This window comes from Kocuria palustris, from assembly GCF_016907795.1.
Taxonomy (GTDB): Bacteria; Actinomycetota; Actinomycetes; order Actinomycetales; family Micrococcaceae; genus Kocuria; species Kocuria palustris.
In genome coordinates, this window is the sequence record NZ_JAFBCR010000001.1 from 1311787 (window position 1) to 1334957 (window position 23171).

Here is a 23171-nt window from a genome sequence, read left to right on the forward strand (position 1 = left end):
CCGGACCACGTCGGCTCGGACCCGCGACACCTCAGCAGGAGGCCCCTCATGTCGACTCGCACCCGCCCCCTCGCCCTCAGCGCGCTCTCCCTGGCCGCGCTGCTCGCCCTGAGCGCCTGCGGCGGCTCGGGCGAGGACCAGGACAGCACCGACAGCTCGTCCGGCTCGGCCTCGCAGAGCGCCTCGGCCGCCGAGCCCACGTCCTCCGCGTCCCCCTCTGACTCCTCGGCCTCGGCCGCCGAGTCCTCGGATCCGGCCTCCGCCTCGGCGGATGTTCCGGAGCCGGCTGCTGACGAGTCCGCCGATGCCGCCGCAGGGGAGGCCGCTGCAGAGCAGCCCGCCCAGGAGGCTCCTGCCGAGGAGGCCCCGGATTCCGCGGCCGCCGCTGACGGCTCGGCCGCACAGGCGCCGGCGCAGGAGAGCACCGATCCGTCGGCCGGGCAGCAGGGCACCACTGCGGCGCCCTCGGCCGGTCAGGAGGGGGCGGCAGCTCAGGCCGCACCCGCCGGCGTGTGCGATGCCTCCTCCCTGGCGGGGTCGCTGCAGCCGGTGGATGCCGGCATGGGCTCCGTGCACTACCAGCTGGTCCTCACCAACACGGGCTCGCAGCCCTGCGTCCTGTCCGGCTACCCGGGCGTCTCCTACGCGGATGCCGCGGGACAGCCCGTCGGCATCCCGGCCTCGCGCGCACCGGAGGCGGGCGCTGCGGTGACCGTGGCACCGGGCCAGTCGGCCTCGGCGGGTCTGCAGGAGACCGGAGCCGGCTCCTACGGCCAGGTCTGCAACCCGCACGAGACCTCCGCGCTGGTCGTCTACCCGCCGGGCAGCACGGAGGCGCTGAGCATCGCCCATTCGACCCAGGCCTGCGGCAACCCCAAGATCGGGCAGCTGCAGGTGAAGGGCTTCGGTGCCTGAGCCCTCCGAGCGCGCAGCACCTGCCCAGGTCCGAGGGCTCCCCGCAGATGAGGAGCCCTCGGACGGACGCCCCGCGCCGGGCTCGTCGCTCGAGGCGTTCTCGCCGGCTGCCCGCGACTGGTTCACGGGCGCCTTCTCCACGCCCACCGCCGCCCAGGAGGGCGCGTGGAAGGCGATCGCCGGAGGCGAGCACGCCCTCGTGGTCGCTCCCACCGGTTCCGGCAAGACCCTGGCCGCCTTCCTCTGGGCGATCGACCGGCTGATCTCGCAAGCGGCCGTGCCGCAGCCCGCTGGGCCCCGCTCCGGCTCAGCCGCCCCAGGTGCGCCGGCTGCCTCAGCCGCCTCAGCCGCCTCAGCCGCCTCAGCCGCCTCAGCCGCCTCAGCCGAAGCGTCCTCCGAAGCTGCTGCTGCGAACGATCGTTCCGGATCCGACCTGCGCAGGAAGGCCTCGAGCGCCTCGTCCAAGCGCAGGGCCACCACGCGCGTCCTGTACATCTCCCCGCTCAAGGCGCTCGGCGTGGACGTGGAGCGCAACCTGCGCTCGCCCCTGATCGGGATCACGCAGACCGCCCGCCGGATGGGGCTGGAGCCGCCCGAGATCTCCACCGGCGTGCGCTCCGGGGACACCCCGCAGGCGGTGCGGCGCGCCCTGCTGGCCTCGCCTCCGGACATCCTGATCACCACGCCCGAATCGCTGTACCTGATGCTCACGTCCAAGGCCCGCGAGTCCCTGCGCGGTGTGGAGACCGTGATCCTGGATGAGGTCCACGCCGTGGCCGGCACCAAGCGCGGAGCCCACCTGGCGGTCTCGCTGGAGCGCCTGGACGACCTGCTCGAGCGCCCGGCCCAGCGCATCGGGCTCTCGGCCACCGTCGACCCGGTCGAGACCGTGACCCGCTTCCTGGGCGGGAGTCAGCCGGTGGCGGTCGTGCGCCCGGAGTCGACCAAGCGCTGGGATCTGGAGATCAGCGTGCCCATCCCGGACATGACGGTGCTGGGCGGACCGGCGGCCTCGGGCTCGCTGCTGGAATCGGACTACGACGCGGACGAGCCCGCGAACGTCGCCTCGATCTGGCCGCATGTGGAGGAGCGGGTGGTCGATCTGGTCGAGGCGCACCGCTCCACGATCGTCTTCGCGAACTCCCGCGGCCTGGCGGAGAAGCTCACCGCCCGGCTCAACGAGATCCACGCTTTCCGGCTCGAGCATGCTCCGGAGGCGGACGATCCAGCCGAGCGCACGGCCGGGGAGGCGACCCAGCCCAGCGGGATCGAGCGGCAGCACAACCGCTACGAAGGCGCAGCGCCCCTGCTGGCCCGAGCCCACCACGGCTCGGTCTCCAAGGATCAGCGCGCCCTGATCGAGGAGGACCTCAAGTCCGGAGTCCTGCGCTGCGTGGTGGCCACCAGCTCGCTCGAGCTCGGCATCGACATGGGGCTCGTGGACCTGGTGGTGCAGATCGAGTCCCCGCCGTCCGCGGCCTCGGGGCTGCAGCGCGTGGGCCGCGCCGGCCACCAGGTCGGCGAGATCTCGATCGGGCGGATGTTCCCCAAGCACCGCGGCGATCTGCTGGACGCGGCCGTGACCGTGGAGCAGATGCTGGCCGGGCGGGTCGAGCCGCTGCACATCCCGTCGAACCCGCTGGACATCCTGGCTCAGCAGACGGTGGCGGTGTGCGCCACCGAGACCGTGCCCGTCGAGGACTGGTGGGACACCGTGCGCCGGGCCGCGCCGTTCCTGGGACTGCCGCGCAGCGCGTTCGACTCGGTGCTGGACCTGGTCTCCGGGCGCTACCCGTCGGACGAGTTCGCGGAGCTGCGCCCGCGCGTGGTCTGGGACCGGGACGAGGGCACGCTCACCGGCCGCCCCGGGGCCCAGCGCCTGGCCGTGACCTCCGGCGGCACGATCCCCGACCGCGGGCTGTTCCCCGTGCACCTGGCCGGGCAGGACGACTCCTCGCCCAAGCGGGTGGGCGAGCTCGACGAGGAGATGGTCTACGAGTCCCGCACCGGCGATGTGATCGCCCTGGGCGCCTCGTCGTGGCGGATCGCGGAGATCACCCATGACCGAGTGCTCGTCACCCCGGCACCGGGGCAGGCGGGCAAGCTGCCGTTCTGGCACGGCGACGGCATCGGGCGGCCCGTCGAGCTCGGTCGAGCGCAGGGCCGATTCCTGCGCGAGGCCTCGGGTGCTGCGGAGGCCGCGCTGCGCGAGCGGCTGGCCGCCGACGGCCTGGACACCTGGGCGCAGGACAACCTCCACCGCTACCTCACGGAGATGCGCGAAGCCGTCGGGCATGTGCCCTCGGACCGCACGCTGATACTCGAGCGCTTCCACGACGAGCTCGGGGACTGGCGCGTGGTCCTGCACTCCCCCTACGGGCTGCCCGTGCACGCGCCGTGGGCGCTGGCCGTCGGGGCGCGGCTCGAGGAGCGCTGGGGTCTGGACAGCTCCGCGCAGGCCTCCGATGACGGCATCGTCCTGCGACTGCCGGCCACCGACGACCAGCCGCCGGGCGCCGAGCTGTTCCTCTTCGACCCGGAGGAGCTCGAGCAGATCGTGACCGAGCGAGTCGGCTCCTCGGCGCTGTTCGCCTCCCGCTTCCGCGAGTGCGCGGCCCGCGCGCTGCTGCTGCCGCGCCGGGATCCGGGACGACGCACGCCCCTGTGGCAGCAGCGCCAGCGCTCCGCCCAGCTGCTCGACGTCGCTCGCAAGCACCCCCAGTTCCCGATCGTGCTCGAGACGGTGCGCGAGTGCCTCCAGGACGTCTACGACCTCCCCGCTCTGCAGGAGCTGCACCGCCAGATCGACCGCCGCGCGCTGCGCATGGTCGAGGTGACCACCGAGACGCCCTCGCCCTTCGCCCACACCCTGCTCTTCGGCTACCTGGGGCAGTTCATCTACGAGGGCGACTCCCCGCTGGCCGAGCGCAAGGCCGCGATCCTGTCCCTGGACACCGCCCTGCTCTCCGAGCTGCTGGGCCGGGCCCAGCTGCGCGAGCTGCTCGACGCCGAGGTCATCGCCCAGACCGAGGCCCAGCTGCAGCACCTGGCCCCCTCCCGGCGCCTGCTGGGCATGGAGGGGCTGGCCGATCTGCTGCGGCTGCTCGGGCCGCTGGGCCTCGAGGAGGCAGCGGCTCGGCTCCGCTCGGAGCCGGCCGGCCGCGCCGGCGTCGCCCGCGCCACGGACTCGAGCACGACGGAGGAGGACGCCTCCTGCGCCGGCTCGCAGGACCCCTCCGAGCAGCGCGTGAGCCCCGAGCAGGCCTCTGCGTGGGCGGAGGAGCTGGTGCGCAGGCGGCGCGCCTTCTGGCTGCTGCGCGAGGGGCAGCAGGTGCTCGCCGCGGTCGAGGATGCCGCCCGGCTGCGCGACGCACTGGGCACACCGATCCCGCACGGGGTGCCGGTCAGCTTCTTGGAGCCGGTCGAGAATCCGGTCGAGGACCTCGTGGCGCGCTTCGCCCGCACTCACGGGCCGTTCACCGTGGCCGAGGCCTCCCGGGGCACCGGCCTGGGCCCGGCCGTCGTCGCCGGGACCCTCGAGCGCCTGGGCGCTGCGCGCCGAGTCCTGGAGGGCGAGTTCCGCCCCGACCGGCAGGAGGAACACAACCACGGGCCGCGCTCAGAATGGTGCGACAAGGACGTGCTGCACCGGATCCGGCGACGCTCGCTGGCCGCGCTGCGCCAGCAGGTCGAGCCGGTGGCCCCGGAGGTCTACGCCCGCTTCCTGCCCTCGTGGCAGTCGGTCGGGCCGGGGCATCGCCTGCGCGGGGCGGACGGCCTGCTCAGCGTCGTGGATCAGCTCGCGGGGGTGGCGGTGCCGGCCTCGGCGCTGGAGCCGCTCGTGCTCCGTCAGCGCCTCGAGGGCTACCGGCCCGAGCTGCTCGACGAGCTGCTGGCCTCCGGGGAGATCGTGTGGTCCGGGGCGGGCTCACTGGCCGGCGACGACGGCTGGATCAGTCTCCACCTGGCCGAGTCGCAGCAGCTCAGCCTGCCTCCGCGAGCGGATCTGCGCGCCCGCGCCGCCGGGATCGACGACGCCGTCCAGGCCGCACTGCTGGCCATCATGGGCGATGGCGGCGCGCGGTTCGGCCACCAGTTGCGCAGCGCCGTGCTCGAGCAGAACGATCGTTCGCAGATCCCCGGGCTGGACATGCCTGCCCTCACCCGCGCCCTGTGGGAGCTCGTGTGGGCCGGGCTGGTCACCAACGACACGTTCGCCCCGGTGCGCTCCCTGGTCGCGGGCGGCTCCGCCGCTCACCGGCAGAAGCCGCGCACCCCACGAGGACGCACCGCAGGCAGACGCGGAGCAGCCCGACTGCGGGCCCGGGACGCGGCGCTGTCGCGGCCGTCATCCGAGCGCACCCCAGGGCCCGCGGAGGCGGGCGATCCCACCGGGCTGTCCGGGCGGTGGTCGCTGCTGGACCCCGAGCCGCTCGAGCCCACGCTGCGCGCGAGCGCCTCGGCCGAGCTGCTGCTGGACCGCTACGGCGTGGTGACCCGCGGGGCGGTGGAGGCCGAGGACATCGCAGGCGGGTTCTCCGCCGTGTACAAGGTCCTGGCTGCCGTCGAGGAGGCCGGTCACGCACGGCGCGGCTACTTCATCGAGGGTCTGGGGGCCGCGCAGTTCGCGCAGTCGGGCACCGTGGATCGGCTGCGCGGCTTCGCCGATGACGAGCAGGCGCGCACCGAGCCTCGCGAGCCCGTCGTGCTGGCGCTGGCCGCGACCGACCCTGCGAACCCGTACGGCGCCACGCTGCCCTGGCCGGAGACGATCGACTCGCACGACAGCACCGAGTCCACCACGGCGGCGCGGCACCGGCCGGGACGCAAGGCGGGGTCGATCCTCGCGCTCGTGGACGGCGATCCGGTGCTCTACCTGGAGCGCGGCGGGCGCACCGCCCTGGTCTTCGACGACGACCCAGAGCGTCTGCGGATGATCGGCCCGCCGATCGCCGACGTGGTGCGCGCAGGGGCCGCCGAGAAGCTCACGGTCGAGCGCGTCAACGGCATGCCCGCCCTCGGGCACGGCGCGCTTGAGACCGCGGTGCGCGAGTCCCTGGTCGCCGCCGGGTTCTCGACCACGCCCAAGGGCCTGCGGATCCGCCGTGCCTGAGGGGGATTCCGTCTGGCGCGCGGCCGCTGCCCTGCACTCCGGGCTGGCGGGGCGGCAGCTGCTGCGCAGCGACCTCCGGGTCCCCGCGCTGGCCACCGTCGATCTGTCCGGGCGCACCGTCCAGGAGGCGGTCTCGCGCGGCAAGCACCTGCTGATCCGCATCGGGCCCGATCCGAGCACCGGTGCCCGCGCGGTCACGCTGCACTCGCATCTGATGATGGAGGGCCGATGGGAGATCGAGGACCTCGACCCTCTCGCGGCGGGATCGGACTCCCCCGGCCGTCGTCGGCCCGGCGCCTCGAGCGCGCGATCGCAGCGCCGCGCCCGGCCGAAGCACACGATCCGTGCCGTGCTCGAGACCGCGGGGACCCGGGCCACCGCGTCCTCCGTCCAGCAGCTCGTGATCGTGGCCCGGGAGCAGGAGGACCGGCTCGTGGGGCACCTGGGCCCGGACCTCCTGGCACCGCAGTGGTCCGCGCAGCACCTGCAGGAGGCGGTGCGCCGTCTGCTGGAGCGCCCCGATCGCCCGATCGCCGCAGCGCTCATGGATCAGTCGAGACTGGCAGGGATCGGCAGCATCTACCGCTGCGAGCTGCTGTTCCTGCACCGCCTGGCTCCGCAGACGCCCGTGGCCGATGTTCCGGATCTGCAGGCGATCGTCGAGGATGCGCACGAGCTGCTGCTGCGCAACCGCGACAGCGGCCCCCGAGTCACCACGGGCGATCCGCGGCCCGGCAGGCAGCTGTGGGTCTACGGCCGTGAGCGCAGGCCGTGCCGACGCTGCGGGACGCCGATCCTCAAGCGGACCTGGGACGATGCCGCCGGTCAGCGCGATCCCCGCACCGGCCTGCGGGCGCCGGCCCGCGAGCGCCCCTTCTACCTCTGCCCGCGCTGCCAGCGCTGAGACCCGGGCAGCCGAGATCCAGCCCGGGCTGGGCTCCTCAGCAGTCGAGGGCGGCGAGCAGTCCGGGCTGGGAGAGCTCCTCGTTGAGCCAGGGGCTCAGCAGCTGCGGCACGGCCCGGCTGGCCCGCAGCAGCTCGGCGGGATCGACCCAGAGGGACTCCGCGACCTCCTCGGGATTCGGCACGGGCGAGGACTCGGCCCGGGCGGTCCACACCGGGCAGAACTCGTTCTCGACCACGCCCGAGGCATCGCGCGCCCAGTAGGCGAACTCCGGCACGACCTCCCGCAGCTCGGTCAGCTCGAGTCCCAGCTCCTGCTCGGCCCGGCGGTGCAGCGCCGCAGCCATGGATTCGCCCGGTCCCGGGTGGCCGCAGAAGCTGTTCGTCCACACGCCCGGCCAGGTCCGCTTGCTCAGGGCACGACGGGTGAGCAGCACCCGCCCGTCGTCGTCCAGGACCCAGCAGGAGAAGGCCAGGTGCAGAGGGGTGTCCGCGGTGTGGACCTCGGATTTCAGCGCCGTGCCGATCGGCAGGCGCGCGGTGTCCAGCAGCACGACCTGCTCGGGCCGCCTGGGGGTGGTCATGGTGATCGCACTTCCTCACGTCGTCGTTGCCCCGAGTCTGCCAGGATGCCCCCATGTCCCGCCGCCGCGCACGTCCCAGACCGCTCTCCCCGCGCGATGGCATCGATCCGGTCTCGGTCCGGCTCCCGGACGACCGCAGCTGCACGGCCGGCGAGCACTTGCTGCTGCGCTTCCCCGCCTCGCGCGCGCAGCTCGAGCGGCTGCTGTCGGGCGGCGAGATCGTCGACGACCGCGGCGCCCCGCTGCCCGCCGACGCCCCGTGCGCCGGTCAGCGGGTCTGGTACCACCGCGAGCTTCCGGTGGAGCCCGAGCTGCCCCATGACATGCCGGTCCTCTACGAGGACGAATGGCTGCTGGCGGTCGACAAGCCGCACGGGCTGCCGTCCACGCCGCGGGGAGGGTTCATCGCGCAGACGGCGCTGAGCGTGCTGCGTCGCCGCCGCGGCGAGGACGACCTGGTTCCGGCGCATCGCCTGGACCGGGACACCGCCGGCGTGCTGCTGCTGATCCGCGATCCCCGGGTGCGCGGGGCCGTGCAGCGCCAGTTCCAGGACCGTCGCACCGAGAAGTCGTACGAAGCGGTAGCCCGCCTGGGCGGTCTGGTGCTCGAGGACCTGCCGGATCGGCGCAGCAGCCGGCTGCTCAAGCAGCGCGCGGTCCTGCAGGCCGCCGAGGTCCCCGGCGAGCCCAATGCCGTGACGCACCTCGATCCGCTGAGCGCCTTCGAGGACGACGACGGCCGCTGGGCCCACCTGCGCCTGCACCCCTTGACCGGGCAGACCCACCAGCTGCGGGTCCACCTGGCAGCGCTCGGGACGCCCATCCGCTGGGATCCGCTCTACCCGCAGGTGCTTCCCCGGGAGCCGGGCGACGTCTCGCGTCCGCTCCAGCTGCTCGCGCGCACCCTGCGACTCACCCACCCGGTGACCGGGCAGGCCCTGGAGCTGAGGAGCCGGCGCCGCCTGGAGACCCTCCCCCGCTGATGCCGCCTCGGAGATCGCGGGGCGGCGTCGGGGCGGATCGCTAGGCTGAGGCCAGCCGTCCGCGACAGCCCGCAGCACTTTCGACGGCAGCGCACGACCCCACGCACAGGAGAGCCATGAGCCACGACCCCGCCGCCTCGATCCTCGCCGATGCCGTCGACGACCGCGCCGTGCGCGCAGCTCTGGCCGCCCGCTCGGTGCAGGAGCTGTTCGGGCAGCGGGCCCTCGGCATCCCCGGGACCTGGCTGGCTGCGATCACCTTCCCGGCGCCGTCGCGGACCAACCTGACCTGGCACTACTGGTGGCAGGCGCACCTGCTCGACGCCCTCGTGGATGCCGCCCTGCGGGAGGCCGCCTCGGGAGGGGACCCGGAGCCGCTGCGCAAGCGCGCGCATCAGCTGCTGCGCGGCATCGCCGTGCGCTCGGGCGGGTCGGTCGTGATCAACAGCTTCTTCGACGACATGTCCTGGCTCCTGCTGGCGCTGGGCCGCCTGCGCCAGCTCGATCAGGTCTGCGGCGCCTCCTCCGGCGACGTCCTGCGGGCCGGGAGCCTCCTGCTGTCCCAGATCCGCTCGGCGCACACCGACGACCTCGGCGGCGGCATGTTCTGGAGCCGCGAGCGCACCTACAAGAATGCCGCGACCACGGGCCCGGCGGCCCTGATCGCTGCGCGCACCGCCTCCGACGACTCCGCCGAACGGCTGCTGAGCTGGCTGCGCGAGAACCTCTGGGACGCCCAGCGCGGCGTGTTCTGGGACGGGATCAAGCTGCTGGCCGCCGGCTCCGGCCAGGAGACCACGCAGCGCGATGACGCCGTCTACTCCTACAACTCCGGCCCCGTGCTGGCGGCATGCCTGGAGCACGCCGCCGTCGTGCCCCGGGATCGGGCTCAGTCCTGGCTGGAGTGGGCGGGACAGATCATCGCCGGCGCCGAATCGCACTTCGGGCGCGACTCCACCAGTGCTGCCGGTCGGCGGCGTCGGAGCCTGTCCACGCACGGCACCGGCGACGGCGGGCTGTTCACCGGCATCCTCGTGCGGAACCTGGCGGAGGCCGCCGAGGACCCCCAGCTGCCAGAGGCCTCCCGCCTCACCGCACGGCGCCTGGTGCTCGACACCGCCGACGCCCTCTGGGACGGCCGTCGCGAGTTCGATCCCGGCATGGACCCCCACGACCCCAACGCCCGCCCGGAGCCCCGGCGCGTGCGCGCGATCTTCTCCTCCGACCCCCTCAAGGACGCGGATCAGACCCAGCGCGTGGGCGCCCCGGTGGATCTGTCCACGCAGATCCAGTCCTGGATGATCCTGGAGGCCGCGGCCCGCCTGGAGCGCAGCCTCCGCTGATCGCGGAAACCCCGGCACCGACCCACCACAAGACCCGACGGCTGAGGTAGACAGATCCCATGAGCTCCGTACGCACACCGGACCCGAATCCCGGCTGGCTGTCCGAGGAAGACCTCCGCGAGGCCCGTGCCCGCCTGCCGATCGTCTACGTCCAGGCGATCCCCGTGCAGCTGGATCCCGTGGGCTGCGTCTCGGAGGTGGGCCTGCTGCTGCAGCCCAATGACGTCGGCGAGCTGGAGCGCGCCGTGGTCTCGGGGCGCGTCCTGTACCGCGAGACGATCCGCGGGGCGCTGCTGCGGCACCTGGAGAAGGATCTCGGGCCGCTGGTCATGCCCATGGTCCCGCCCTCGACCGTCCCCTTCGCGGTCACCGAGTACTTCCCGCATCCGTCGGAGACGGGCTTCACGGACAACCGCCAGCACGCGGTCGCGCTGAACTACGTGGTGCCCGTGCGCGGCGAGTGCCAGCCGCGCGAGGACGCGCTGCAGCTGTCCTGGGTCACCCCCGAGGAGGCGCTCAGCGCCGACATCCAGGCGGAGTTCGCCGGCGGCCGGGGCCGGCTGATCGAGCAGGCCCTGGCGCACGTCGGCTGGGGCCGCTGAGCGGCCTTCAGCGCGAGCGGTCCTGCGAGGGAGCGCTGTGCCCGTCGTCGTCCTCACCCGCAGCCGCGCCGTCGAGGTCCGCGTCCGCCGGGCCGCCGCGGCGGTCCGCCTGCGAGGCGGCGATGATCCGCGGCATGGCCTGCGTGTCTGCTCGGCGCTCCTCGCTGTTGCGCCAGAAGTAGATCACGACCATGCCGCACAGCGCGCCCAGCACGGTCTCCACCGCGCGGGCCTGCAGCAGCGGCGCGGCCGGGACCGGATGCGCCAGCTGCGTCATCAGCAGCGCCAGCGGCGTGATGAACAGCAGTGCCAGCGAGTAGTTGCGGCCCACGAACAGCTCGGCGAGCAGCTGGAAGAGGATCACCAGGACCAGCATCTGCCACGGGCCCAGATCGAAGGCCAGCACGAATGCGGTCACGCCCACGCCGCCCAGCGTGCCGACCATGCGGTGGACGCCGCGCTGCAGCCGCGCCAGGTGCGTGGGCGCCGCGATCGGAGCGGCGGCGGCCACCTGCGCCCAGTAGACGTGGCTGAGCCCGGCGGCCTGGGAGACGATCAGCGCCACCACGGCGGCCAGTCCCGTGGCCACCAGGAAGCGCCCGCCGTGCGCGGCCAGCTGGCCGCGGGTCAGGCGCACCACCGGCGCCGGGGGCGGTGACTTCCCCTCGCGCCCCTCGCCCACCAGGGACCAGATCCACGCCAGCAGGACGGAGAAGGCGGCGGAGCCGGCTGCGATCGCGATCGCCAGCAGCGGGTGCGCCACGGCATCGGGCCCCAGGGAGCCGATCGCGCCGGTGGCGAAGATGAAGAACACCGACCCGGCGGGCTTGAGGTTCCAGGCCGCGGCCAGCACCGAGCCGATCGCGGCGACCACGGAGGTGATGCCCAGGACCAGGGGCTCCGGCGCGCCGAACCAGGACAGCAGCGCGCCGATGGCCACCGAGACCGTGACCAGCGCGCCCGCCTGCAGCTCATGGCCCAGGCGCTGGCGCAGCGGCTCGTGCCGGGCGTAGATCGAGGTGAAGGCGCCGAAGGCCGCGTAGATCGTCAGGTCCGGGCGCCCCAGGAGCATCAGCAGCACGAGAGGGATCCCCACGGCCAGGGCGATGCGCACCGCAGGCACGTGATCCCGGCGGGAGGGGCCCACCTCGAACAGCTGGCGGACGGTGGACGATCCGGACACGCGGGCTCCTTCCTGCGGAAGAGTCGGGGCTGCCCTGGGCGGGAAGCGCTCCGATGAGGGACTGGGGCATCCGCGCTCGAGCGGCGGGAGGGGATGCGATGAGGCTCGAGGGCCGCAGTCGATGCTAGCCCCGCCCCGGGCGGACCGGCTCGGGCCGCTGCATCGGGGACAATGGACGGATGGACTCCGAGCAGACCCCCGCGCCCAAGCCCCACCCGCTCTCCGGGCGGGACAGCTTCTCCTTCCGGGTGCGCACTCGGCTGACCGAGACCGTCGCCCAGCCCCCGCGGACCGATCCGCACGGCGACCCCGAGCCCCCGTGGCTGGGCCGCACCGGGGAGATCACGACACCGCACGGCACCATCCGCACGCCCGCCTTCATCCCCGTGGCCACCGCCGCGACCGTCAAGGCCGTGCTGCCGGAGGCCATGAAGGAGCTCGGCGCGCAGGCACTGCTGGCCAATGCCTACCACCTGTACCTGCGCCCCGGTCACGATCTGCTCGACGAGGCCGGCGGGCTCGGCCGCTTCATGAACTGGGACGGCCCCACCTTCACCGACTCCGGCGGCTTCCAGGTCATGTCCCTGGGCTCCGGGTTCAAGAAGGTGATCGACATGGACGGCCCCTCCCCCAAGGGCCCCGTGGGCGATGACGACGTGGCCGAGGGCAAGGAGCGCCTGGCGAACGTGGACGACGACGGCGTCACGTTCATCTCGCACCTCAACGGAGACAAGCACCGGTTCACCCCTGAGGTCTCCATGCAGGTCCAGCACGGGATCGGCGCGGACATCATGTTCGCCTTCGACGAGCTGACCACCCTGCACAACTCCCGCGGCTACCAGGAGCGCGCCCTGGAGCGGACCCGGCTGTGGGCGCTGCGCTGCCTCGAGGAGCACGACCGTCTCACCCGGGCCCGGCAGCACCGGCCGTACCAGGCGCTGTTCGGCGTGATCCAGGGCGCCCAATACGAGGACCTGCGCCGACAGGCCAGCCGCGACCTGGGAGCCATGGACTTCGACGGCTACGGCATCGGCGGGGCCCTGGAGAAGAAGAACCTCGGCACGATCGTGGGCTGGTGCGCCGAGGAGCTGCCCGAGGACCGGCCGCGCCACCTGCTGGGGATCTCCGAGCCGGACGACATCTTCGTGGCGCTGGAGGCCGGGGCGGACACGTTCGACTGCGTCTCGCCCACCCGCGTGGCCCGCACCGGGGCCTGCTATCACCCCAAGGGCCGGTTCAACCTGCCGGCGGCGCGCTTCAAGCGGGACTTCCACCCGATCGACGAGGACTGCGACTGCTACACCTGCGCGCACTACACCCGTGCCTACATCCACCACCTGTTCAAGGCCAAGGAGCGGGTGGCGGCCACGCTGGCCTCGATCCACAATGAGAGGTTCACCGTCCGCCTGGTGGACCGCGCCCGCGAGGCGATGGAGGACGGGTCGTACCTGGCCTACCGGGACGCGACCCTGGCCGACTACTACAGCGGCGACCACCCGTGAGCCGCGCCCACGCCTGCGACCCGAGCACGTGAGCCACAAGGAGGCACAGATGACCGAGAACCCCAGCGACCGCCCCAGCTCCGACCTGGATCGCGTCCCCGCCGAGCAGCGCTGGCGCCTGCATAGGGTCCTGCCGCACCCGTCGTCGCGGATCTACCAGGCCCTCATGGACCCCGAGCTGCTGCCGCACTGGTACGGGCCGCAGGGCTGGAGCGTCCACCCCGAGTCCCTCGAGCTGGATCCGCGGCCGGGCGGCATCCGCCGCTTCGCCATGGTCATGGACGACGACCCCCAGATGGGCGCCCCCTCCCACGGCCGGCACGCGGCGATCGTGCCGGAGGAGATGCTCGAGATCCAGGAGGCGCTGCCGGGGCCCGATGGCGAGCCCACCGAGCATCTGATCCTGCTGCGCATCGAGCTCGTGCCCGTCGACGGCGGGACCCGGATCGAGCTGCTGCAGGGGCCGCTGCCGAAGGAGGTCCACGCGACCGCCAAGGGCGCCTGGGACTCCTCGCTCGATCGACTGCGCGCGCTGCTGGATTCCCGGGAGTCCTGATGAGCCCTCAGATCCGTCGGCTGACCCGCCTGGTCTCCGTGCTGCGCGCCGAGAACCCCGGGCCCATGACGCTCGAAGGCACGAACAGCCTGCTGCTGCGCGCGCCGGGCTCCGACGGCGTCGTCGTGGTGGATCCCGGCCCCGACCTGCCGGAGCACGTGCAGGCTCTCGCCGCGGCGGGGCCCGTGGAGCTGGTGCTGATCACGCACCGCCACAATGATCACACCGAGGCGATCGATTCCCTGCGCGAGCTGACCGCAGCGCCCGTGCGGGCCGCGCTGCCGGAGCACTGCCGCCATGGGCAGCCGCTGCGCGACGGCGAGCGCCTCACCGCCGCCGGGGTCTCGATCGAGGTGCTGGCCACGCCGGGGCACACCTCCGACTCCCTGAGCTTCCGGATCCTCGACGACGCCGCGCTGACCGATGGTGCCGCGATCGCCCCCATCCTCACCGGCGACACCGTCCTGGGCCGCGGCACGACCATGATCGACCACCCGGACGGCACGCTGGGCGACTACCTGGCCTCGCTCGATCGGCTCGAGGCCGTCGGTGGCATGGGTCTTCCCGCCCATGGTGAGCCGCTGCCGGATCTGGCCAAGACCTGCCGGGAGCTGCGCGACCATCGGCTGGAGCGCCTGGACGAGGTCCGCGCAGCCCTCGAGTCCATGGGCGCGACAGCCCAGGGGGTCTCCGCCGCCGAGACCGCCGAGCGCATCTACCCGGAGGTCCCCGCCCAGGTCCGCCCCGCGGCCCGCCGCTCGATCGAGGCTCAGCTGGCGCATCTGCAGCGGGACTGAACCCCGCCGTCGTCGTCGAGCGGCCTCTGCGTGTGATGGCGAGCCGCCGTGGCCATCGAGTGGCGTCTGCGTGTGCGCTCAGCGCATCAGACGCACCCTCAGAGGCCACTCGATTCCGGAAGGCACAGCGAGGAGCCAGCAGGCCTCAGGCGGTCACGGCGCCGTAGTCCTCGATCTTCTTGACGCGCGCCACCACGGCGTAGGTGACCGGGAGCATGACGACCTCGATCAGGCACTTCCAGACGTAGCCGACGAGCACGTAGTTCAGGAACTGCCCCGGCGTCTCGATGCCGATCACGGGGGCGGCGATCGCGCAGAAGATGATCGTGTCCACGAGCTCGCCGACCAGCGTGGAGGCCATCAGCCGCGCCCACAGGTGCCGCTCCCGGGTGCGCTGCTTGACCTTGACCAGCACGTACGCGTTGAGCAGCTGCCCCACCAGGAAGCCCAGCAGGGAGGCCAGGACGATCAGCGGCACCGGGCCCAGGGTCTGCGCGAAGGCCTCCTGGCCCTCGTAGAACGGTGCGGCCGGCAGCGCGATGATGATCCAGAAGCACAGGCTCGCGAAGGCGCCGGCGGCGAAGGCCATCAGCGTGGAGCGCCGCGCTGCGCGGAAGCCCCAGACCTCGGAGACCACATCGCCCACCACGTAGGCCAGCGGGAAGAGGAAGAAGCCGCCGTCGGTGATGATGGGGCCGATCTGCACGCCCTTGGTGGCGCCGATGTTGGACAGCACCAGGATCACGGCGGTCGCGGCCACGAACAGGTCGAACAGGCTGCGGGGGCGGCGGGCGTACTGGGCCGCGGTCATCGGGGACGACGACGGCGTGCGGGGGTCGCTGGTCATGCGGCAGGGCTCCTGGGGAGGGGTGGTCAGCGCCGAGCGGAGCGGGCTGATGCCGTCTCCGTCGCGCGTGGATCCGAGCGCGGCACGATCTGCAGGAGCCTGGGGCTGCGCAGGTCCGACGGACGCGCTGCCTGCCACCCAGCGCGTCGAACCGTCTCGACCGCGCCAGGATACAGGCCGCGATGACCGCCCACGACGGCCATGTTGGTGCCACCCGCCCAGCAGGAGCAGAATCGAGCCATGACTTCTGCACCCGCTGCTCAGACTCCCCCGTTCGCGCTCACGATCGCCGGCAACGAGGCCACCGGCGGCGCCGGCGCCCAGGCGGATCTCAAGACCTTCCAGGAGCTCGGCGTCTTCGGCTCGCTGGCGCTGACCTGCATCGTATCCTTCGACCCCAGCAACGACTGGAGCCACCGCTTCTCCCCGGTGGATCCGCAGGTGATCGCCGATCAGCTCGACGCCGCCTCCTCGGCCTACGACCTCAGCGCCGTCAAGATCGGCATGCTCGGCTCGCCGCAGACCATCGACGTCGTCGCCCAGGCCCTCGAGTCCCTGAAGACCCCGCACCTGGTCCTGGACCCGGTGCTGATCTGCAAGGGCCAGGAGCCCGGTGCCGCACTCGACACGGACAAGGCGCTGACCGCCCAGATCCTGCCGAAGGCCACGTTCGTGACGCCCAACCACTTCGAGTCGATCTCGCTGTCCGGAATGGACGACATCACGACCGTCGAGCAGCTGGAGGAGGCCGCCAAGCGCATCCACGAGCGTTCCGGGGCCGCCGTGCTCGCCAAGGGCGGCGTGCGCCTGGAGGGTCCGGACGCCGTGGACGTGTTCTACGACGGCACCACGACCGAGGTCCTGTCCTCGCCGAAGGTCGGCGACGTCGCCGTCGCCGGAGCCGGCTGCACCCTGGCCGCGGCGATCACCGCCGAGCTGGCCAAGGGCGTGTCCCCGCTGGAGGCGGCCCAGGCCGCCAAGGAGTTCGTCTCGGCCGGCATCCGCCAGCGCGTGAGCTCCCACGCCCCGTTCGACTCCCTGTGGCAGGGCGGGCTGGCCGCCGAGCGCGCCTGAGCAGCAGCGCCCCACACATTCCATTCAGGACATATGACGATCGCGTCCCCGCACTGCAGTCGATGCAGTGCGGGGCCGGCTTTCGCCTCCGAGCAGCTCCCGGACACTTCCGCGGGGTCATGAGCTCCGGAATTCCGATGCGAACCCGACTGAGGATCAGAAGGTCCTGGACGGCGGACGCAGATCGAGGCGAGGAGGCGCAATGGATCCGACAACCGGCCCCGCGCCTCGCGAGTCGATCGACGACGTCGTCCGCCCGAGTCGCGCGCACGACCGCGTACGACGCCTTCCGCATGGGCCGCACCCGGCTGGACGCGTCGCTGGTCGGGGAGATCGCCGCGGCCCTGGAAGAGGATGAGCACCAGGGTGCCGCGTGGGCTCGTCGGGCCCGGAGGGCACGACCCCGCCAGGAGTCCGAGCTGCCGCCGAGCAGCGAGACCCAGCAGCTGGCCCCGCCGCCAGAGGTCCCTGCCGCCGCCGATTCAGGCCCAGAGCAGGCCACCTCCCCGCTGTCGTCCGACGAGAACTCGGAGCAGGCCTCCGCTGCGCAGACTCCGCCTGCTGCGGCACCCAGCAGCCCGCAGGTGCGCCGCCGATGGGTCGTGCCGATCATGCTCGTGGGCCCGGAGACGTCACTGGCCCTCATGCCGGTGAACATCGCGGGCGCACTGGTCTGGGGATACGGCGCCCGCCGCTGGGGATGACGCGCTCCCCGGCCCGAGGCCTGCCGACCCTCGGTGCAGCGCTGACGGGCAACCCCTTCACCTCCGTGGCGGACAAGCTGATCTCCGGGGTGATCGCGCTGGCGGCCGTGAGCCTCCTGCCCGCAGCCCGGCCCGAACAGCCGCCCACTGCCGAGACGATGCAGCCCGGCACTTCTCACAAGGAATACGCTCCGCAGACTGCGGGTTATGGGAGATGACGCGGCACGGAAGAATCCGTCGCCGCACACGAACCTGAATGAGAGGAGCACGACATGGCAGTCTCCGATAAGAAGGTGGCCTTCCTGCTGACTCGCGGCGTGGAGCAGGTCGAGCTGACCAGCCCCCGCCAGGCCCTCGACGAGGCCGGTGCGACCACCACGCTCATCTCGCCCTCGGAGGGCACCCTCCAGGCCATGCAGGGCGACTGGGACCACGCCGACACCTTCGACGTCGACCTCCCGGTCGGCCAGGCGCGGGTCGAGGACTTCGACATGCTGGTGCTGCCCGGCGGCACCCTCAACGCCGACGCCCTCCGTCTGGACGAGGACTCGGTGGAGCTGGTCAAGGCGTTCTTCGCCGCGGACAAGCCCGTGGCCGCGATCTGCCACGCCCCGTGGATCCTGGCCCAGGCGGGCCTGGCCAAGGGCCGCCGCCTGACCTCGTTCGCATCCACCGAGGTGGACCTCAAGAACGCCGGGGCCGACTGGGTCGACGAGGAGGTCGTCGTCGACGGCAACCTGATCACCTCGCGCGATCCCGGCGACCTGGAGGCCTTCAACCGCGAGATCGCCCAGGCCCTGTCCTGAGCCTTCGCGCAGTACCGCGCCCCGCCCGCTCCGCTCGGAGCAGGCGGGGCGCCTCGCTGTCAGCTCATGCCCAGGAGATTCCAAGTAAGTCTCGCCTCACTCAGGGATCTTTTGGCGACATCTGGTAGTAAGGTGTCAGCATGCCCAAGATCCAAGCGGCCACCAACGCCGAGCAGCGCGAGCACACCAAGCACGCCATCCTCGAGTCCTTCGGCCAGCTGCTGTACCAGCAGGGCCTGACCGGGCTCACCATGACCCATGTGGCCCGCAACGCCGGCATCGGCCGCACGGCCGTCTACAACTACTTCGCGGACATGGGCGAGCTGCTCATCGCCTTCACCATGGACGAGACCGATCGCTTCATGCGCGAGCTGCACGCCGAGCTCGCCCTGGTCGAGAATCCCGTGGACAAGCTCGGCGTGTACGTCCGCGCCCAGCTCGACGACCTCTCGCGCCGTCACATCCCCCCGGGGCCGGCCATGCGCACGGTGCTCTCCCCGGAGGACTTCCAGAAGCTCGGCGCCCACGTGGGCTCGCTGCGACTCGTGCTCATCGACATCCTCCGCGAGGCCGTCGCCGACGGCTGGCTGCCGGACGGCGACCTCCCGGAGATGGGCCGCCTGGTCCACGGCTCCCTGGCCTCCACGGCCGACCGGGAGGCCAACTCGGAGGAGGACCGCGCCGCCCACGAGCGCCACGTCCGCGCCACGGTCACCTTCATCCTGCGCGGGCTGGGTGCCCGCTTTGACGACGAGGGCTCCCCCGTCCGCCTGAGCGAGCCGGCCCCCGCTCTGAGCCTGGCCGGCTGATCAGCCCACCTGGACGGTCTCGACCCGGTTACCACTCGCTCAGGATCCTGACGAAGGGCGCCGCCAGGTCCTCGGCGCGGTCCAGTTCGCGCTTCTGCGAGCGGATGCCCAGGCCCCAGCCATCCGTATAGCCCTTGGCCAGCCACTGCTGGTCATCTGGCAGGAACTTCTCAGCCAGCGGCAGCTTCCGCGCGCCGAGCTCGGTCCTTCCGGGATTCGGGCGGCTGGTGCTCACCAGCAGCCGCTGATCACGGCCCTTCAGCACCCCGTGATAGAGGCGCTTCAGGTGGGCGACCCACTCCGGGGCGGTCTGCACCTCCGAGGGCTCCGGGAAGTTCTTGTCGTCGGCCGGGACGGAGATCCCCAGGAAGTAGCCGAGCTCGGGAGGAGGCACGCCACCTCGGGCCTCTGCCTGGATGTGCCCCACGAGCTGGCACCCGTCTGCCAGCGCGGGCGAGGCGACCACGACGGAGGGCATGCCAGAAGCTCCCCTCCTCACCACGACATCCCCGTCGTGAGGCAGCCGCAGCTGCAGATCCAGGCTGTCCAGCTTTCCGCTGACCAGTGACTTCTACTCCAAAGCGCTCGCCGTTCCCTCTGCTCGTCTCCCGTCGCCTCGGCTCTTCACGAGGCCCCGACTCACGGGAGGCTGCGAGCGCAGCACCGCCGCTTGGAGGCCTGCGGCGAAGCCCGATCAGTTCCCGAACAGCAGCAGATCCCGGTCCTGGGCACCGAGTTCGATGCCCAGGACCGGGATCTGCCGCCAGAAGGCCGGCTCAGGCCGTGGACGGACGACGCGGCTCAGCGCGTCAGCACACCGGTGCGCGGCGGGATGTAGTGCCCATTGACCGTGACGCCGTAGTTCAGGAAGTTGATCCGCACCCAGCGGCCGTCGTTGAGCTTGCGGGAGTGCACGTGCCGGTCGTAGGCAAATTGTGTGTCGCCCACGGCATACAGGCCCTTCCAGTTCACGGCATAGCGCAGATCGGCGGTCTCCGAGCGGTCCTCGTCGAGGGAGTACCAGAAGATGCTCTCCCGGAACTGCTTGCCGGAATCCCGGGTCTCTCGGCAGGTCGTCTGCGCCTCGGCGACGGCCGTCTGCAGCTGGCCGGGGCCCGTGCGCGACATCAGCGTGGTCGCCAGGACCATCGACATGTCGCGAGCCCGTCGGGTGTCCACCGCGGCCTGCAGCGCGCCGGCGTTCGGTGTGGAGTCGAGCAGGCAGCTTCCCCCGACGCCCCCGCTGGCTGCAGGAGTCGTCGTGGCGTTGACCGCGAAGTTGTGCATCACCACGGGCGTGCCCAGGGCCGCGACCTGCCCCATCAGGGCGCCGTTCTGCTGGGTCACGTGCCAGGCGCCCATGGACGAGCCGTTCGCGCCGCCGATGGTGGACTCCCGGAAGATCCAGTCCAGATCCCGCGATGAGCCGAGCTGCTTGGCCAGCGCCTGCTGGTTCGGGTAGTCCGCGTAGACCCCGAGGTTGCCTGCGATCTTGGCGCCGCCGTCGCGACGGGCGACCTCGTCGTCGATCGCCGCCACGGTGCGCAGCATCGCCTGGCCGTAGCCGTCGTCGGAGCCCCACGGGCCCCACGTTCCGATGTCGCGCATGTTCTGGCCCTGGGCCGGAGACATCGCCATGTCATCCAGGAAGACCCCGTCGAACTGCGTGGGAGCGGCGCCGGTGGTGCCGCGCACGGAGTCTGTGGTCACGATGTCCGCGGCCCGGTCGGCGCACGAGGCGTTGTAGGAGCTCGAGAGGCTCGCGATGCGCAGGTGGGAGAACCCGGGATAGACCGCGCGGCCATTGGAGTCCACGGCGACCCGCGAGTTGTTGGGCCGCACCGTGTAGTTCGCGCCGTCGCGGTTCAGGGACACGCAGGTGCTGTGGAACGGATCCCGAGTCCACGACGAGGCGTCTGAGATGCCGCCGATGTCCAGGTAGGCGTAGAACTTCACCCCGGGATTGGCCGCGCGCATGTCGGCCAGGTTGCAGGAGCCGGCAGGGAGGTTGCCGGAGGCGGTGATCGGGTCCACCACGACGGAGTCGACCGCGCCTACGAGGGCGCCGCCGCGGCACATGATCTGGGACTGCTGATTGCCGTGCAGGTAGGCGACCTTGCCGGGCCCGGAGGTGTCTCCGGTGCGGACGGTCTGGGCTGTGGCAGCCGGGGCGGCGACGATCGCGCCGGTCACGGCCACGCTCGCCGCCGCGGCGAGCGCTGCGAGTCTGCGCGCCCCCGGGAGCAGCGGACGGTTTCGAGGTGCGGCCCGATGGCGGGCGCGAGATCGGTTCGTGGGCATGGGAGAGGTCCCCTTCCGCGTCCGGGCAGGGACGCTGGCCAGTGGCTGGGAATGGGCTGGACAGAGCCCCGACGGACCCTACAAGCCTCTGACCAGGGGAAACAGGCCCCTCACTCCACCCGGCTGCGATGTGACCCGAAGTGGCCCCACCCCGATGCCGAATCATCCGCCGCCGGGACGGCCCCTCACTGCCGCTGGACTGCCCCCGGCCACATCTCATCCACCACGTACCTCTCGCCGATCGAGAAGTCGTACTGCACGAGCTTCAGGTCCTGGAGCAGATCCGCCCGCGTCTCGTCCAGGTTCTCGGGATCCAGCTCCTCGCCCTGCGGATCCAGCATGCGCTCGCGCTGGATCACCGGCATGGACCCGTTCACGTCGTCGAGCAGTGCCAGGTAGGGCGTGACGGGAGCGTCGGCGACCTCGTAGATCTTGGGCAGGAACATGGCCGGAGTGGTCACGGTGCCCTCGGAGGTCTGATCCGTCTCGCTGTTCCACACGTAGTACGGGGTCTGCAGGCTGGTCTCCGGGTCGTTCTGCGCGCGCAGCTCATCCGAGTAGACGCCGGGCAGGTGATCGCCGTAGAAGACCACGATCGTCTCCTCGTCACCCTCGCGCAGCTGCTGCAGGAACTCGGCCATTGCGTCGTCGGTGTTGTGCAGGCCGCGGGCGTACTGGCTGAGCTGACCGGTGTCCGAGCCGTCGGCGACCTCGACTCCGATCGGGTCGTCGTAGAAGTCGAAGTACGGACCGTGGTTCTGCATGGTCACCAGGTTCGTGAACACGGGCTCGTCGGTGGTGTCCATCTGGTGGAGCACCTCGTCGAAGGCCGAGGCATCGCTGATGTACGGGCTGCGCCCCAGGTGGTCGTCTTCCTGGATATTGTCCTCGTTGATTACCCGGTCGAAGCCGAAGTTCTCGTAGACCGCCGGGCGCTTGTACATGTGCAGGTTGTAGGGGTGGATCGCCACGGAGACGTGGCCCATCTCCTCGAAGGCGCCCGCAGCCGACGGGTATCCGTCCAGATCGCTGACGAAGTTCTGGTACGGCGAGTTCGCCTGCTGTCGGAACAGGCCGACGGGCTCACCGGTCATCGACTCGAACTCCATGGTGGAGGTGCCGCCGCCGTAGGAGTTGGAGTACATGGTCCCGGACAGGGTCTCCTCCATGGTCTCGCGGGTCTGCGGGATCGGATCCTCGTCGAGCTCCACGCCGTCCATGCGCGTGGGATCGGAGAACGACTCGGAGAGGATGACCACCACGTTGGTGTCCTCCAGCGAGCCGTCGCGGTCGGCGTTGATCTGCTCCGCACGGCCCTCGTAGCGCTCGGCGAGATCGGACATGGCGGCCTCGTCGTAGCCCTCGGGCTCATCCATGGGTTCGGTCGGCATGTTGTAGAGGAACCCGCCCACGAAGCCGTGGACGCGGTAGTTGTACAGCTGGCTCGAGTTGCCCCAGTCCTCTCCATTCGTGTCGTAGAGCGCACGCCACATGTTGGAGTCGGAATTGAAGCTCACCGTGTGGATCAGCAGGGCACCGGTCACGATCACTCCCAGGATGCGCAGCCCCAGGTAGCGCTTGTGGACTCCGCCTTCCGCGCGGCGCAGGCGCGGGCGCGGGAACCACCGGGACATCAGCTTCCCGATCACGACGATCACCAGGACCAGCACGAGGAGCCCGATCACCACCGCCGCGATCATCCGGCCCGTGACCATCGACAGCAGGAAGCCCGCTTGTCCCACGAACTCCATGTCGCTGGGGAACACGGGCTCCTGTCGGATCATCAGCTTCTGCTTGCTGGCCACCGCCAGGATCGCCAGGGCCGCGGTGACGATGCCGACCGACCACCAGAACCGTCCGATCAGCAGCCAGACGAAGGACATCAGCACGAAGATCACCAGGACGTCGAACGGCGACGTCAGCTCCACGAGGTGCCCGAAGGTGTCGTCCTCCACACGCGCCGAGCTCTGCAGCATGAACGCGCAGATCGCCGACAGCACGAGCATCACGACCGCTCCGCCGACGATCCCGGTCCAGCGAGGGCGGGGGGCGGGGGCGCCTTCGGGGGGTGTCGTGCTGTTCATGCAGGACACGGTATCTGTAAAGACTCCGTTCATCTTCACCGGATTCGTCACACCCGATGACGGCG

Annotated in this window: 19 protein-coding genes; 13 read left to right on the top strand and 6 right to left on the bottom strand. The window is 71.7% G+C overall.

What is annotated here, in order from left to right; translation table 11 throughout:
• The first annotated feature begins 48 nt into the window (after positions 1-48).
• The 3 genes from JOE55_RS05785 to JOE55_RS05795 are packed head-to-tail and all read left to right on the top strand — an operon-like array spanning position 49 to position 6932.
• The gene (locus JOE55_RS05785; protein WP_204782281.1) at positions 49-915 is read left to right on the top strand and encodes a DUF4232 domain-containing protein; all 867 of its coding nucleotides are present in this window, start codon (positions 49-51) and stop codon (positions 913-915) included.
• Complete coding sequence (locus tag JOE55_RS05790) at positions 908-6028, top strand: Lhr family helicase (RefSeq protein WP_204782282.1); 5121 nt, start codon at positions 908-910, stop codon at positions 6026-6028. Before JOE55_RS05785 ends, JOE55_RS05790 begins: the two co-directional genes overlap by 8 nt.
• Positions 6021-6932, top strand: a complete 912-nt coding sequence (locus JOE55_RS05795) for a DNA-formamidopyrimidine glycosylase family protein (protein ID WP_204782283.1) — start codon at positions 6021-6023, stop codon at positions 6930-6932. Before JOE55_RS05790 ends, JOE55_RS05795 begins: the two co-directional genes overlap by 8 nt.
• 37 nt (positions 6933-6969) lie before the next feature.
• Here the strand turns inward: JOE55_RS05795 and idi are convergent, their stop codons facing one another.
• Entirely contained in the window at positions 6970-7515 is a 546-nt protein-coding gene (gene idi / locus JOE55_RS05800) for an isopentenyl-diphosphate Delta-isomerase (protein WP_204782284.1), read from the bottom strand.
• A 53-nt stretch (positions 7516-7568) separates the two neighbouring features.
• On the opposite strand from idi, the gene JOE55_RS05805 reads away from it, so the two are divergent.
• The 3 genes from JOE55_RS05805 (at position 7569) to JOE55_RS05815 (ending at position 10443) form a co-directional block, all read left to right on the top strand.
• The gene (locus JOE55_RS05805; RefSeq protein WP_204782285.1) at positions 7569-8498 is read left to right on the top strand and encodes a pseudouridine synthase; all 930 of its coding nucleotides are present in this window, start codon (positions 7569-7571) and stop codon (positions 8496-8498) included.
• 116 nt (positions 8499-8614) lie between these two features.
• Complete coding sequence (locus JOE55_RS05810) at positions 8615-9841, top strand: glycoside hydrolase family 76 protein (protein WP_204782286.1); 1227 nt, start codon at positions 8615-8617, stop codon at positions 9839-9841.
• A 59-nt stretch (positions 9842-9900) separates the two neighbouring features.
• Positions 9901-10443: an NUDIX hydrolase family protein gene (locus tag JOE55_RS05815; protein ID WP_137803116.1), complete on the top strand. Its 543-nt coding sequence runs from the start codon at positions 9901-9903 to the stop codon at positions 10441-10443.
• Positions 10444-10450: 7 nt separating this feature from the next.
• Here the strand turns inward: JOE55_RS05815 and JOE55_RS05820 are convergent, their stop codons facing one another.
• Positions 10451-11626, bottom strand: a complete 1176-nt coding sequence (locus tag JOE55_RS05820) for an FUSC family protein (RefSeq protein WP_204782287.1) — start codon at positions 11624-11626, stop codon at positions 10451-10453.
• 179 nt (positions 11627-11805) lie between these two features.
• On the opposite strand from JOE55_RS05820, the gene tgt reads away from it, so the two are divergent.
• Genes tgt through JOE55_RS05835 form a run of 3 tightly spaced genes read left to right on the top strand, consistent with a single transcriptional unit; the run spans position 11806 to position 14481 of the window.
• On the top strand, positions 11806-13128 hold the full coding sequence (gene tgt, locus JOE55_RS05825; RefSeq protein ID WP_204782288.1) for a tRNA guanosine(34) transglycosylase Tgt: 1323 nt from the start codon (positions 11806-11808) through the stop codon (positions 13126-13128).
• 49 nt (positions 13129-13177) lie between these two features.
• Entirely contained in the window at positions 13178-13684 is a 507-nt protein-coding gene (locus JOE55_RS05830) for an SRPBCC family protein (RefSeq protein WP_006213951.1), read from the top strand.
• Positions 13684-14481: an MBL fold metallo-hydrolase gene (locus tag JOE55_RS05835; RefSeq protein ID WP_204782289.1), complete on the top strand. Its 798-nt coding sequence runs from the start codon at positions 13684-13686 to the stop codon at positions 14479-14481. Before JOE55_RS05830 ends, JOE55_RS05835 begins: the two co-directional genes overlap by 1 nt.
• 145 nt (positions 14482-14626) lie before the next feature.
• Here JOE55_RS05835 and JOE55_RS05840 read toward each other — a convergent pair whose 3' ends face one another.
• A complete protein-coding gene (locus tag JOE55_RS05840; protein ID WP_006213953.1) occupies positions 14627-15328 on the bottom strand; it encodes a queuosine precursor transporter in 702 nt (233 codons plus the stop codon).
• 240 nt (positions 15329-15568) lie between these two features.
• Here JOE55_RS05840 and JOE55_RS05845 point away from each other — a divergent pair, with 240 nt between their 5' ends.
• The 4 genes from JOE55_RS05845 (at position 15569) to JOE55_RS05860 (ending at position 18721) form a co-directional block, all read left to right on the top strand.
• Complete coding sequence (locus JOE55_RS05845; protein ID WP_024289716.1) at positions 15569-16402, top strand: hydroxymethylpyrimidine/phosphomethylpyrimidine kinase; 834 nt, start codon at positions 15569-15571, stop codon at positions 16400-16402.
• Between the two features lie 293 nt (positions 16403-16695).
• Complete coding sequence (locus JOE55_RS05850) at positions 16696-17106, top strand: hypothetical protein (protein WP_204782290.1); 411 nt, start codon at positions 16696-16698, stop codon at positions 17104-17106.
• 272 nt (positions 17107-17378) lie between these two features.
• Complete coding sequence (locus JOE55_RS05855; RefSeq protein WP_006213957.1) at positions 17379-17912, top strand: type 1 glutamine amidotransferase domain-containing protein; 534 nt, start codon at positions 17379-17381, stop codon at positions 17910-17912.
• 140 nt (positions 17913-18052) lie between these two features.
• The gene (locus JOE55_RS05860) at positions 18053-18721 is read left to right on the top strand and encodes a TetR/AcrR family transcriptional regulator (RefSeq protein ID WP_006213958.1); all 669 of its coding nucleotides are present in this window, start codon (positions 18053-18055) and stop codon (positions 18719-18721) included.
• 28 nt (positions 18722-18749) lie between these two features.
• Here the strand turns inward: JOE55_RS05860 and JOE55_RS05865 are convergent, their stop codons facing one another.
• The 3 genes from JOE55_RS05865 to JOE55_RS05875 form a co-directional block, all read right to left on the bottom strand.
• Complete coding sequence (locus JOE55_RS05865) at positions 18750-19199, bottom strand: hypothetical protein (RefSeq protein WP_204782291.1); 450 nt, start codon at positions 19197-19199, stop codon at positions 18750-18752.
• Positions 19200-19522: 323 nt separating this feature from the next.
• Positions 19523-21022 carry a hypothetical protein gene (locus JOE55_RS05870; RefSeq protein WP_204782292.1) on the bottom strand — a complete coding sequence of 500 codons (1500 nt, stop codon included), beginning with the start codon at positions 21020-21022 and terminating at the stop codon, positions 19523-19525.
• A 185-nt stretch (positions 21023-21207) separates the two neighbouring features.
• The gene (locus JOE55_RS05875) at positions 21208-23106 is read right to left on the bottom strand and encodes an LTA synthase family protein (RefSeq protein WP_204782293.1); all 1899 of its coding nucleotides are present in this window, start codon (positions 23104-23106) and stop codon (positions 21208-21210) included.
• Positions 23107-23171 lie beyond the last annotated feature (65 nt).

What these genes read in the sequence shown, in the direction of transcription:
- JOE55_RS05840 (WP_006213953.1), bottom strand. Translation starts at nt 15,328, where the DNA reads ATGACCAGCGACCCCCGCACGCCGTCGTCGTCCCCGATGACCGCGGCC.
- JOE55_RS05785 (WP_204782281.1), top strand. Translation starts at nt 49, where the DNA reads ATGTCGACTCGCACCCGCCCCCTCGCCCTCAGCGCGCTCTCCCTGGCC.
- JOE55_RS05805 (WP_204782285.1), top strand. Translation starts at nt 7,569, where the DNA reads ATGTCCCGCCGCCGCGCACGTCCCAGACCGCTCTCCCCGCGCGATGGC.
- JOE55_RS05850 (WP_204782290.1), top strand. Translation starts at nt 16,696, where the DNA reads ATGGGCCGCACCCGGCTGGACGCGTCGCTGGTCGGGGAGATCGCCGCG.
- idi (WP_204782284.1), bottom strand. Translation starts at nt 7,515, where the DNA reads ATGACCACCCCCAGGCGGCCCGAGCAGGTCGTGCTGCTGGACACCGCG.
- JOE55_RS05810 (WP_204782286.1), top strand. Translation starts at nt 8,615, where the DNA reads ATGAGCCACGACCCCGCCGCCTCGATCCTCGCCGATGCCGTCGACGAC.
- JOE55_RS05845 (WP_024289716.1), top strand. Translation starts at nt 15,569, where the DNA reads ATGACTTCTGCACCCGCTGCTCAGACTCCCCCGTTCGCGCTCACGATC.
- JOE55_RS05875 (WP_204782293.1), bottom strand. Translation starts at nt 23,106, where the DNA reads ATGAACAGCACGACACCCCCCGAAGGCGCCCCCGCCCCCCGCCCTCGC.
- JOE55_RS05860 (WP_006213958.1), top strand. Translation starts at nt 18,053, where the DNA reads ATGCCCAAGATCCAAGCGGCCACCAACGCCGAGCAGCGCGAGCACACC.
- JOE55_RS05830 (WP_006213951.1), top strand. Translation starts at nt 13,178, where the DNA reads ATGACCGAGAACCCCAGCGACCGCCCCAGCTCCGACCTGGATCGCGTC.
- tgt (WP_204782288.1), top strand. Translation starts at nt 11,806, where the DNA reads ATGGACTCCGAGCAGACCCCCGCGCCCAAGCCCCACCCGCTCTCCGGG.
- JOE55_RS05865 (WP_204782291.1), bottom strand. Translation starts at nt 19,199, where the DNA reads ATGCCCTCCGTCGTGGTCGCCTCGCCCGCGCTGGCAGACGGGTGCCAG.
- JOE55_RS05855 (WP_006213957.1), top strand. Translation starts at nt 17,379, where the DNA reads ATGGCAGTCTCCGATAAGAAGGTGGCCTTCCTGCTGACTCGCGGCGTG.
- JOE55_RS05815 (WP_137803116.1), top strand. Translation starts at nt 9,901, where the DNA reads ATGAGCTCCGTACGCACACCGGACCCGAATCCCGGCTGGCTGTCCGAG.
- JOE55_RS05835 (WP_204782289.1), top strand. Translation starts at nt 13,684, where the DNA reads ATGAGCCCTCAGATCCGTCGGCTGACCCGCCTGGTCTCCGTGCTGCGC.
- JOE55_RS05870 (WP_204782292.1), bottom strand. Translation starts at nt 21,022, where the DNA reads ATGCCCACGAACCGATCTCGCGCCCGCCATCGGGCCGCACCTCGAAAC.